9 protein-coding genes are annotated in these 11,212 nt (G+C 68.6%); 3 read left to right on the top strand and 6 right to left on the bottom strand.

All coding sequences use genetic code 11. The features are described 5' to 3' along the window. Nucleotides 1–39 precede the first annotated feature (39 nt). Nucleotides 40–681, top strand: coding sequence for a TetR/AcrR family transcriptional regulator (locus ACIRQP_RS12980; protein ID WP_403887796.1), 642 nt, complete (start codon nt 40–42; stop codon nt 679–681). Between the two features lie 137 nt (nt 682–818). Then, entirely contained in the window at nt 819–1,043 is a 225-nt protein-coding gene (locus ACIRQP_RS12975; RefSeq protein ID WP_403887793.1) for a heavy-metal-associated domain-containing protein, read from the top strand. A gap of 537 nt (nt 1,044–1,580) precedes the next feature. Here ACIRQP_RS12975 and ACIRQP_RS12970 read toward each other — a convergent pair. The 3 genes from ACIRQP_RS12970 to ACIRQP_RS12960 form a co-directional block, all read right to left on the bottom strand. Further along, nucleotides 1,581–2,879: a citrate synthase gene (locus ACIRQP_RS12970; RefSeq protein ID WP_365748483.1), complete on the bottom strand. Its 1,299-nt coding sequence runs from the start codon at nt 2,877–2,879 to the stop codon at nt 1,581–1,583. 133 nt (nt 2,880–3,012) lie between these two features. Then, the gene (locus ACIRQP_RS12965; protein ID WP_403887789.1) at nt 3,013–5,262 is read right to left on the bottom strand and encodes an ATP-dependent RecD-like DNA helicase; all 2,250 of its coding nucleotides are present in this window, start codon (nt 5,260–5,262) and stop codon (nt 3,013–3,015) included. A 174-nt stretch (nt 5,263–5,436) separates the two neighbouring features. Continuing rightward, nucleotides 5,437–6,711, bottom strand: coding sequence for an MFS transporter (locus ACIRQP_RS12960; protein ID WP_403887786.1), 1,275 nt, complete (start codon nt 6,709–6,711; stop codon nt 5,437–5,439). A 205-nt stretch (nt 6,712–6,916) separates the two neighbouring features. On the opposite strand from ACIRQP_RS12960, the gene ACIRQP_RS12955 reads away from it, so the two are divergent. Next, nucleotides 6,917–7,912, top strand: a complete 996-nt coding sequence (locus ACIRQP_RS12955) for a GlxA family transcriptional regulator (RefSeq protein WP_403887783.1) — start codon at nt 6,917–6,919, stop codon at nt 7,910–7,912. 48 nt (nt 7,913–7,960) lie between these two features. Here ACIRQP_RS12955 and ACIRQP_RS12950 read toward each other — a convergent pair whose 3' ends face one another. The 3 genes from ACIRQP_RS12950 to ACIRQP_RS12940 are packed head-to-tail and all read right to left on the bottom strand — an operon-like array spanning nt 7,961 to nt 11,114. Next, nucleotides 7,961–8,785 (bottom strand): sugar phosphate isomerase/epimerase family protein, encoded by an 825-nt coding sequence (locus ACIRQP_RS12950; protein WP_403887927.1) that lies wholly within the window; start codon nt 8,783–8,785, stop codon nt 7,961–7,963. Nucleotides 8,786–8,796: 11 nt separating this feature from the next. Further along, nucleotides 8,797–9,966 (bottom strand): dihydrodipicolinate synthase family protein, encoded by a 1,170-nt coding sequence (locus ACIRQP_RS12945; RefSeq protein ID WP_403887780.1) that lies wholly within the window; start codon nt 9,964–9,966, stop codon nt 8,797–8,799. Next, nucleotides 9,963–11,114: a Gfo/Idh/MocA family protein gene (locus ACIRQP_RS12940; RefSeq protein ID WP_403887777.1), complete on the bottom strand. Its 1,152-nt coding sequence runs from the start codon at nt 11,112–11,114 to the stop codon at nt 9,963–9,965. The genes ACIRQP_RS12945 and ACIRQP_RS12940 overlap by 4 nt, the downstream gene beginning before the upstream one ends. Nucleotides 11,115–11,212: the final 98 nt, after the last annotated feature.

The raw sequence follows: 11,212 nt of genomic DNA, 5'->3' as shown, positions 1-11,212 counted from the left end.
TCGTGTTTGTCAACCGATCCAGGAAAGCCGGGGATTCACATGCCGGAGGCCAAGAACGGCAGCGAGAACGGGACGGGAAAGCCGCGCCGCCGCCAGGCCCGCGGCGAGCGTCGCATCGCCCAACTCCTCGAAGCGGCGGCCAATGTCTTCTGCACCACCGGCTACACCGCGGCGAGCACCAACTCCATCGCCCGCGAGGCCGGCGTCTCCCCAGGCACGCTCTACCAGTTCTTCCCGAACAAGGAAGCCATCGCCGTCGAGCTGGGCGACCACCTGCTGACGCGCTGGCGCGCCACCTACGGCCGGGCGTTCACCCCGACTCATCTCGAACTGCCGCTGGACCAGCTGCTGGACGCCGTCCTCGACCCGTTGATCCAGTTCAACTTCGAGAACCCCGCCTTCGGCGTCCTCATGCACGGCCCCGACCTCCCCGGCCAGGTCACCCGGGAGCACGACGCCCTGCATTCCTCCATGCTGACCCGGGTCGAGGAAGTCCTCGCCGGTTACCTCCCCGCGACACCGGAGCCCGACGTCACCCGGGTCGCACACACGGTCTTCGCCGTGTTCAAGGCGGGCATGGATCTGGTCCTCGCCGCGGAGCCCTCCGAACGGGACGCGTATATCGCCGAGCTGAAGACGGTCCTCTTCCGCTATCTGGATCCGCTCGTCGGGGACCTCTGACCGGCGCCGACCGTCAGCACCGGGTTCGACTTCATACCCCCTAGGGGTAAAGTCGTAAGCGCTGGGAAGTCACGCGGCCCACGCGTGCCCCTGGCGCGTCATCCGCCCCTACGTCAGCCCCGAAGAGGAGAAACGCCATGACCGCCGAGACGAAGAACCAGGTCACCACCGTCTACCAGGTCACCGGTATGACCTGCGGCCACTGCGAGGGGGCCGTCTCCAGCGAGATCTCAGAGATCGCGGGCGTCACGTCCGTGGAGGCCGTGGCCGCCACGGGACGGGTGACCGTCGTTTCCCAGGCCCCGCTGGACGAGGAGGCCGTACGCGCCGCCGTCGACGAGGCCGGTTACGAACTGGCCTGACAGGCTCCGCCCGCACGATCGGAGGCACGAACCCGCCCGCCCCTCCGTTTATGTGGTTAGCACCTTCTATGCGCCTGCGGTCCTTCACATGCACCACAAGACCTTCACAAAGAGATCTAGATCACATAGATTGAGGGGTAACCATTAGGTCGGCTCGCGTGTCTAAGAGGACGATGCCAGAGAACGTCTTGGGGGACGTTCGAAGGAATCGTGTGGGACGTCTTGGGGGACGTCTCATGCACGCGATTGGCCGGGGCACGTGCACCGGGGAGCTTTGAGCGGCCCTCCCGTACGTACCCCGGTCCGACCGCCAGTAGCCGTTGATGGTTACGGCAGACGCCCGGCCCGGATCCCGTGGGGGGAATCCGCTCCGGGGATATGGAAAGCGCCCCGTTCGCCGACCCGTGGGGGGATCGGCGGCGGGGCGCTTTTCGCTGCGTACACCCGGCGTGGACCGGCGTGCGCAGTACAGGCGTGCGCAGTACGAACGGGAACGGGCGCGCCGGGCCGCGGGGGCCCGGGCGCGGGAAGCGTGGGTCAGCGGGACTCGACCGGGACGAAGTCGCGCAGGACCTCGCCGGTGTAGATCTGGCGCGGACGGCCGATACGGGAGCCCGGCTCCTTGATCATCTCGTGCCACTGGGCGATCCAGCCGGGCAGCCGGCCGAGCGCGAAGAGAACCGTGAACATCTCGGTCGGGAAGCCCATGGCCCGGTAGATCAGACCGGTGTAGAAGTCCACGTTCGGGTAGAGCTTCCGCTCGACGAAGTAGTCGTCGGCGAGCGCGTGCTCTTCGAGCTTGAGCGCGATGTCGAGCAGCTCGTCGGACTTGCCGAGAGCCGAGAGGACGTCGTGCGCCGCCGCCTTGATGATCTTCGCCCGGGGGTCGAAGTTCTTGTAGACGCGGTGCCCGAAGCCCATGAGCTTCACGCCGTCTTCCTTGTTCTTCACCTTGCGGATGAAGGAGTCCACATCGCCGCCGGAGGCCTGGATGCCCTCGAGCATCTCCAGCACCGACTGGTTGGCGCCACCGTGCAGCGGGCCCCACAGAGCGCTGATGCCGGCGGAGATCGAGGCGAACATGTTCGCCTGCGAGGAACCGACCAGGCGCACGGTGGAGGTCGAACAGTTCTGCTCGTGGTCCGCGTGCAGGATCAGCAGCTTGTCGAGGGCGGAGACCACGACCGGGTCCGGCACATACTCCTGCGCCGGGACCGAGAAGGTCATCCGCAGGAAGTTCTCGACGTACCCGAGGTCGTTGCGCGGGTAGACGAAGGGGTGGCCGATCGACTTCTTGTACGCGTACGCCGCGATGGTGGGCAGCTTGGCGAGCAGCCGGATCGTGGAGAGATGACGCTGCTTCTCGTCGAACGGGTTGTGGCTGTCCTGGTAGAACGTGGACAGCGCGCTGACCACGGAGGACAGCATCGCCATCGGGTGTGCGTCGCGCGGGAAACCGTCGTAGAACCGCTTGACGTCCTCGTGCAGCAGCGTGTGCTGGGTGATCTCGTTCTTGAACGAGGCCAGCTGGTCGACCGTCGGCAGCTCGCCGTTGATCAGCAGATACGCCACCTCGACGAAGCTGGAACGCTCCGCCAGCTGCTCGATCGGGTAGCCGCGGTAGCGCAGGATGCCCTGTTCGCCGTCGAGATAGGTGATCGCGGACTTGTAGGCGGCGGTATTGCCGTATCCACTGTCCAGCGTCACCAGGCCGGTCTGAGAACGGAGCTTCCCGATGTCGAAGCCCGTATCGCCGACGGTGCTGTTGATCACCGGGTAGGTGTACTCGCCGTCGCCGTACCGCAGTACTACCGCGTTGTCGCGTTTCTCGCTCACGTCATCCCTCACCGACGTAGTGCCTCTTCTTCGAGGTGCCCTGACTGTCTCTACCATCCCCCATTTGGCTCAGGAGAGTGCACTCGGGGTCGACCTTTAGGCCTTTTGGCGGCACTCAGTGCCGCCAACTCGCTCATCCTGCCCCCTTCGCCCCGGTTGTGGGAAGCCGAGGTGCCGAAAGTCCCGTCAACCGGTGGCCGAGGGCGGTGAAGCGTCTGCCCGCGGAGACCGTGCGTACCGCCTGTCCTATGGCCTTGCGGGAGCCGACCAGCACGACGAGCTTCTTGGCGCGGGTGACGGCTGTGTAGAGCAGATTCCGCTGGAGCATCATCCAGGCACCGGTGGTGACCGGAATGACCACGGCCGGATACTCACTGCCTTGGGAGCGGTGGATCGTCACGGCGTAGGCGTGCGCCAGCTCGTCCAGTTCGTCGAAGTCGTACGGCACCTCCTCGTCCTCGTCCGTCAGCACCGTCAGCCGCTGGTCGTCCATGTTGAGCGAGGTGACGACGCCGACCGTGCCGTTGAAGACGCCGTTCTCTCCCTTGTCGTAGTTGTTGCGGATCTGGGTGACCTTGTCGCCGACGCGGAAGACCCGGCCACCGAGCCGCTTCTCGGGAAGATCGGGCCTGGCGGGGGTGATGGCCTGCTGGAGCAGTGCGTTGAGCGCACCCGCGCCGGCCGGGCCACGGTGCATCGGTGCCAGCACCTGCACATCGCGGCGCGGGTCGAGACCGAATTTGGCGGGAATCCGATGGGCCGCCACCTCGACGGTCAGCCGGCCCGCGTCCTCCGTCTCCTCCTCGACGAAGTGGAAGAAGTCGATGAGGCCCTGCGTGATGGGCGGTACCCCGGAGTTGATGCGGTGGGCGTTGGTGACCACCCCCGACTGCTGGGCCTGCCGGAAGATCCGGGTGAGCCGAACGCGCGGCACGGGGCCGTTTTCCGCCAGCAGATCGCGCAGGACCTCGCCGGCCCCGACCGAGGGAAGCTGGTCCACATCCCCGACGAGCAGCAGATGCGCGCCCGGCGCCACGGCCTTGACCAGCTTGTTGGCCAGCAGCAGATCGAGCATCGACGCCTCGTCGACCACCACCAGGTCGGCGTCCAGCGGACGGTCCCGGTCGTATGCCGCGTCTCCGCCCGGCTTGAGCTCCAGCAGCCGGTGGACGGTGGACGCCTCGGCCCCGGTCAGCTCGGCGAGCCGCTTGGCCGCCCGTCCGGTGGGCGCCGCCAGCACCACCTTGGCTTTCTTGGCCCGCGCCAGCTCCACGATCGAGCGGACCGTGAAGGACTTGCCGCAGCCGGGGCCACCGGTCAGAACAGCGACCTTCTCGGTGAGCGCGAGCCGGACCGCCTGCTGCTGCTCGGGGGCCAGCTCGGCGCCCGTACGGCCCGCCAGCCAGGTCAGCGCCCGGTCCCAGACCACGTCCTGGAAGGCCGGCATCCGGTCCTCCCCGGTACGCAGCAGCCGCAGCAACTGGGCGGAGATGGACAGCTCGGCGCGGTGGAAAGGGACCAGATAGACCGCGGTGACCTCCTCCTCGCCGCCGTCCGGCCCCGGCACCCTTTCCCGTACGACCCCCTCGTCCTCGGTGGCCAGCTCGGAGAGGCACTCGATGACCAGGCCCGTGTCGACCTGGAGCAGCTTCACCGCATCCGCGATGAGGCGCTCCTCCGGCAGGAAGCAGTGGCCCTGGTCGGTGGACTGGGACAGGGCGTACTGGAGCCCGGCCTTGACCCGCTCCGGGCTGTCGTGCGGGATACCGACGGCCTGGGCGATCCGGTCGGCAGTGAGGAAGCCGATCCCCCAGACGTCGGCCGCCAGGCGGTACGGCTCGTTCTTGACGACGGAGATCGAGGCGTCCGCGTACTTCTTGTAGATGCGGACGGCGATGGAGGTCGAGACGCCCACCCCCTGGAGGAAGACCATGACCTCCTTGATCGCCTTCTGCTCCTCCCAGGCGGCGGCGATCCGCTTCGTCCGCTTGGGGCCGAGGCCGGGGACTTCCACGAGCCTCTTGGGCTGCTGCTCGATGATGTCGAGGGTGTCCAGGCCGAAGTGCTCAACGATCCGGTCGGCGAACACGGGGCCGATGCCTTTGATCAGACCGGAGCCGAGATAGCGGCGGATGCCCTGGATCGTGGCCGGCAGGATCGTGGTGTAGTTCTCCACCGTGAACTGCTTGCCGTACTGGGGGTGCGAGCCCCAGCGGCCCTCCATGCGCAGTGACTCACCGGGCTGTGCGCCGAGCAACGAGCCGACCACGGTGAGGAGATCGGCGCCACGGCCGGTGTCGACGCGGGCGACCGTATAGCCGTTCTCCTCATTGGCGTACGTGATCCGCTCAAGGACGGCTTCGAGCACAGCGGGATTGGACATGATCCGACGCTACCGCCAGGCTCCGACATCATGGCCGCCCTGTGGACAACTACCCGCCTGTGGACAACTACTAGGGGCCCGGTCCACTGGACCGGGCCCCGCGCGCTCCCCCTCGACAGGGCCTTCCTGATCCCCCCGGATCCCTCCCCCGAAAGCCCTGTTGACGTATACGACTCACGTCACCCCAGAAGGGTTGCACGATTCCTCTGTGTAATTTTCCGGGCTCGGGGCAGGGCGTCCGCGGATCACCGGAGCCAGCAGCGCGGCCATCGCGCAGAGCGCGCCGGAGGCCACCCACACCGGGTCGTACGTCCCGAACGTGTCCCGTATGACGCCGCCCAGACCTGCCATCAGTCCGGCGCCTACCTGGTGGGCCGCGTTGACCCAGCCGAAGACGATCGCGCTGTCCGCGCCGTAGAACTCCCGGCAGAGCGCGATCACCGGCGGGACGGTCGCCACATCGAGCAGCCCGAAGAACACCGCGAACAGCACCAGGGGCAGCCCCGGGGTGGCGGCCATCAGCATCGGCAGCAGGACGAGCGAGATGCCGCGCAGTACGAAACAGCCCGCGAGAAGCCGCCTCGGGTCGTACCGGTCGGTCAGCCAGCCGGAGCCGACAGTACCCGCAACATTGCAGATGCCGATGAGGGCGAGCAGCGAGGACGCGGTGGTCGCGGCCATGCCGTGGTCGTGGGCGGCCGGGGTGAAGTGGCTCCACATGATGCCGTTGGTGGAGGCGCCGCAGACGGCGAAGACGCCCGCGAGCAACCAGAACGGGCCCGTACGCGCGGTGTCGAGCAGTACGCGTACGGTCCGCCGGGCGGCGCCGGGCAAAGGAGCGGGGCGCGGAACGAATTTCGTGCCGCCGTACGGCTTCAGGCCGCCGTCCGCCGGATGGTCCCGCAGCAGCAACCGGACCAGCGGCAGCAGGACGAGCGCGGCGAGCGCCACCGACACCAGGGCCGGGCGCCAGCCGTGCCGTTCGGTGAGCCACGAGAGCACCGGCAGGAAGACGAACTGGCCGAAGACACCGGCGGCGGTGAGCATGCCGGTGACCAGACCGCGTCCGCGTACGAACCAGCGCTGGGTGACGGTCGCCGCGAACGTCATGGCCATGGCGCCGCTGCCGAGGCCGACCAGCAGCCCCCAGAAGAGGATGAACTGCCAGGGCCGGGTCATCACGGTGGTCAGCAGGGCGCCGGAGGCGACGACGGCCAGGGCGGCGAAGGCGGTGCGGCGGATCCCGAACCGGTCCATGAGCGCGGCGGCGAAGGGGGCGGTCAGGCCGTACAGCACCATGTTGACCGAGACCGCGACGCCGATCGTGGCGCGTGACCAGCCGAAGGCGCTGTGGAGCGGAGTGACCAGCACCCCGGACAGAGTGGTGAAGGCGCCGGCCACCACGATCGTCAGAGCCGCCGCGAGGGCGACCCACCAGGCGCGGTGCACACGCGGAGGGCGGGTGCCGGGGGATCCGGGAGCCGCGTCGGCGAGCGCCGTCTCCGCTGTCCGGGGTACCTTCGACGCCTTCGCCGAAGTGGGCGAATGGGGCGATTTCGCTGATCCAGCTGTCCGGTGGGCCATTCCTCGACCGTGCGGCAATCGTTCCGGCCGATCGAGTTGCCCGATGGCCAGGACGGGAAAGGTTCGGGCCATGGCCGCCTTCGTCGCTTCCGACCGCCATCGCGTCGCCGTGTTCGTCCGGCCCGGTCTGCTCCAGATGGAGCTGGGCATCGTGCACCAGCTCTTCGGCCAGGCCGTCTCTGCCACGGGCGATCCGCTCTATACGGTGCTGACCTGCACGCTTGTCCCAGGAGCGGTGCGGACGGACGGCGATGTCACGATCAATGTGGCGCATGGCCCCGAGCTGCTGGCCGAGGCGGACACCGTGATCGTCCCGACCTCGGACGAGGACTACACCCCGGTGGACGGCAGGCTGAGCCCACCGCTCGCCGCCGCACTGGCCCGGATCCGTCCGGGCACCCGGATCGCCTCCATCTGTACGGGCTCGTTCGTCCTGGCCGCCGCCGGGCTGCTCAAGGGGCGGCGCGCGACCACGCACTGGAAGTCCTGCGCCCGGTTCCGCGATCTGCATCCGGATGTACAGCTCGATCCCGACGTGCTCTATACCGAGGACGGAAACGTGCTCACCTCGGCGGGCGTCGCCTCGGGCATCGATCTCTGTCTGCATATGATCCGCGCCGACCACGGCGTGGCGATCGCCAACGCGGTGGCCCGTACGACGGTCGTACCGCCGCACCGGGACGGCGGCCAGGCCCAGTACATCCGCCGTCCGGTCCCCGCCGCGACCGGCTCCTCCACGGGCGCGGCCAGGGCATGGGCACTGGACCACCTCGAAAGCCCGCTGCCCCTGAGGGAGCTGGCCGCGCTGGAATCAATGAGCGTACGGACGTTTACACGCCGCTTCCGTGAGGAGGTCGGGCTCTCCCCCGCGCGGTGGCTGACCCTTCAGCGTGTCGAGCGGGCCAGACAACTGCTGGAGGAGAGCGACCTCCCCGTCGACCGGGTGGCCGCCAACGCGGGATTCGGTACGGCGGTCTCGCTGCGGCACCACCTCCTGGAGGCGACAGGGGTGACGCCGACCGCGTACCGACGGACATTTCGCGGTCCGCACGGAACGCCTCTGTAGAACGCCTTCATGGAACGCCTCTATAGAGAGCGTGCCGTAAGACCGCGTCTATAGAGCGTGTTGTACATACCGTTCGATGACCTCGGTGAGCAGTTCCACACCGTCCCGCGCCCACAGTTCGTCGTTGAACAGCTCCACCTCGATCGGGCCGGTATAGCCCGCCGCGTCGACCCGTTCCCGCCAGGCGCGCATATCGACGGCGCCGTCCCCGATCTGGCCGCGCCCGTTCAGCACCCCGGCCGGAAGCGGCGTCGTCCAGTCGGCCAGTTGGAAGGTGAAGATCCGCGAGGCCGCGCGATCGACGGCCGCGGACGCCCGGTCGTCCCACCAGACGTGGTATGTGTCCACGGCCACTCCCACCTGATCGGCGGGGAACCGTTCTGCCAGGTCAAGCGCCTGGTCGAGAGTGGAGACCACACAGCGGTCGGCGGCGAACATCGGGTGCAGGGGCTCAATGGCGAGCCGCACCCCACGCTCCGCCGCGTAGGGCGCCAGTTCACCCAGGGCGTCGGCGATACGTTCGCGCGCCCCGGCGAGGTCCCGGCTTCCCTCGGGAAGCCCGCCGGAGACCAGGACGAGGGTGTCCGTGCCCAGCGCCGCGGCCTCGTCGATCGCCGCGCGGTTGTCGGCCAGCGCCTCGGCCCGCCGGCCGGGGTCGACGGCGGTGAGGAAGCCGCCGCGGCAGAGCGTGGTGACCGTGAGCCCCGCGTCCCGTACGAGCTTGGCGGTGGCCTCGATCCCGTACGCCTGGACGGGCTCGCGCCACAGCCCGACCCCTGGCACACCGAGATGGACGCACGCCTCGGTCAGCTCGGGGAGTGACAGCTGTTTCACCGTCATCTGGTTGATGCTGAAGCGCTTCAGCTCCGCCATGGGCCGATCGGTCACTGGTCCACTCCGTACACGCTGAGCAGGGATGCCATCCGAGCCTCCGCCACCGCCGGGTCGGGGAACAGACCGAGTCCGTCGGCCAGTTCGTACGCCCGCGCCAGATGCGGCAGCGAGCGGGCCGACTGGAGGCCGCCGACCATCGTGCAATGGTCCTGGTGCCCGGCCAGCCAGGCGAGGAACACCACGCCCGTCTTGTAGAAGCGGGTCGGCGGCCGGAACAGATGCCGGGACAGTTCGACAGTCGGATCGAGGAGTTCCCGGAAGCCCTTCGTGTCGCCCGTGTCCAGGACCCGGACGGCTTCCGCGGCAAGCGGCCCCAGGGGATCGAAGATGCCGAGCAGGGCGTGGCTGAAGCCTCGTTCGTCACCCTCGATCAGCTCGGGGTAGTGGAAATCGTCGCCTGTGTAGCAGCGCACGCCCTTGGGCAGTCTGCGGCGCAGCTCGACCTCGCGCCGGGCGTCCAGGAGGGAGATCTTGACGCCGTCGACCTTGTCCGGGTGCTCGGCGATGACCTGGAGGAACGTCTCGGTGGCCGCGTCGAGGTCCGTACTGCCCCAGTAGCCCTCCAGCGCGGGGTCGAACATCGGGCCGAGCCAGTGCAGAACGACCGGTTCCGCCGCCTGCCGCAGGAGATGCGCGTAGACGGTGAGGTAGTCGTCGGGGCTCTCGGCGGTCGCGGCAAGGGCCCGGGAGGCCATCAGGACGGCCTGGGAGCCGGTCTCCTCGACGAGCGCCAACTGCTCCTCGTAGGCCGCTCGGACTCCGTCCAGGGAACCGGAATCACCCGCTCCGGACGTCAGTTGGTCGGTGCCCACGCCACAGGCGATCCGGCCGCCCACCGCCTTCGCCTCGGTGGCGGAGCGGCGGATCAGCTCGGCCGCGCCCGCCCAGTCCAGGCCCATGCCGCGCTGCGCGGTGTCCATGGCCTCGGCGACACCGAGGCCGTGCGCCCAGAGATGGCGGCGGAAGGCGAGGGTGGCGTCCCAGTCGACGGCGGCGGGCGCGTCAGGGCTGGTGTCGGCGTACGGATCGGCGACGACATGGGCCGCGGAGAAGACCGTACGGGAGGCGAGGGGCGCCCCGCCCGCGGCAAGGCGGGCGGGCTCGGAGCGAGGCGTGTACGTACGCGATCCGCCGCCCGGGGAAGGCAGTCGGAGGGTCACAGCGACAGCTCCGGTACATCGAAGCGGCGCCCCTCCGCCGAGGACCGCAGCCCCAGCGCGGCGAGTTGCACACCGCGCGCGCCCGCGAGCAGATCCCAGTGGTACGCCTCACCGAGCGCCACATGACGCAGGAACAGCTCCCACTGCGCCTTGAAACCGTTGTCGAACTCGGCGTTGTCCGGTACTTCCTGCCACTGGTCGCGGAAGGATTCGGTGGCGGGCAGATCGGGGTTCCAGACGGGCTTGGGGGTGGCGCTGCGGTGCTGGACACGGCAGCGGCGCAGACCCGCGACGGCCGAGCCGTGCGTGCCGTCGACCTGGAACTCGACCAGCTCGTCGCGGTTGACCCGGACCGTCCAGGAGGAGTTGATCTGGGCGACCGCTCCGCCGTCCAGCTCGAAGATGCCGTAGGCGGAGTCGTCGGCGGTCGCGGCGTACGGCTTGCCCTGCTCGTCCCAGCGATGCGGGATGTGTGTGGTGATGTGCGCCTGAACGGTGGTGACCCGGCCGAACAGTTCGTGCAGGACGTACTCCCAGTGCGGGAACATGTCCACGGCGATGCCGCCACCGTCCTCGGCTCGATAGTTCCAGGAGGGGCGCTGGGGGTCCTGCCAGTCGCCTTCGAAGACCCAGTAGCCGAACTCTCCGCGTACGGAGAGGATCTCGCCGAAGAAACCACCGTCGATGAGGCGCTTCAGCTTGAGCAGACCTGGCAGGAAGATCTTGTCCTGGACGACGCCGTGCCTGATCCCGGCGTCACGGGCCAGGCGGGCCAGTTCGAGGGCGCCGTCGAGATCGGCCGCGGTCGGCTTCTCGGTGTAGATGTGCTTGCCGGCGGCGATCGCCTTCTTGATGGCCTCGACCCGGGCAGAGGTGACCTGGGCGTCGAAGTAGATGTCGATCGTGTCGTCCGCGAGAACGGCGCCGAGATCGGTGGACCATTCGGTGAGGCCGTGCCGTTCGGCGATCTCCCTGAGGGCGTGTTCGCGGCGGCCGACGAGTACGGGCTCGGGCCACAGCGCCTCGTCGCCCCCGAGGTCCAGCCCGCCCTGCTCGCGGATCGCGAGGATGGAGCGGAGCAGATGCTGCCGGTACCCCATCCGCCCCGTGACGCCGTTCATGGCGATCCGCACTCTCCTGCGTGTCACGAAGGTCCCTCCATATTGCCGTAGCAAGCGCTTTCTACTGGGTAAGAAGCTAGCCTGCGACAGCGAACCGGACAAGAGCCCGGCGCTGATCCCGCACC

The organism is Streptomyces sp. NPDC102274 (assembly GCF_044766385.1).
GTDB lineage: Bacteria > Actinomycetota > Actinomycetes > Streptomycetales > Streptomycetaceae > Streptomyces.
The sequence above is the reverse complement of the archived record's forward strand: the minus strand, read 5'-3'. Positions and strand labels throughout refer to the sequence as shown.

Coding starts and splice junctions, on each gene's coding strand:
- ACIRQP_RS12950 (WP_403887927.1), bottom strand. CDS start 8,785: ATGGCGGAGCTGAAGCGCTTCAGCATCAACCAGATGACGGTGAAACAG.
- ACIRQP_RS12980 (WP_403887796.1), top strand. CDS start 40: ATGCCGGAGGCCAAGAACGGCAGCGAGAACGGGACGGGAAAGCCGCGC.
- ACIRQP_RS12955 (WP_403887783.1), top strand. CDS start 6,917: ATGGCCGCCTTCGTCGCTTCCGACCGCCATCGCGTCGCCGTGTTCGTC.
- ACIRQP_RS12965 (WP_403887789.1), bottom strand. CDS start 5,262: ATGTCCAATCCCGCTGTGCTCGAAGCCGTCCTTGAGCGGATCACGTAC.
- ACIRQP_RS12975 (WP_403887793.1), top strand. CDS start 819: ATGACCGCCGAGACGAAGAACCAGGTCACCACCGTCTACCAGGTCACC.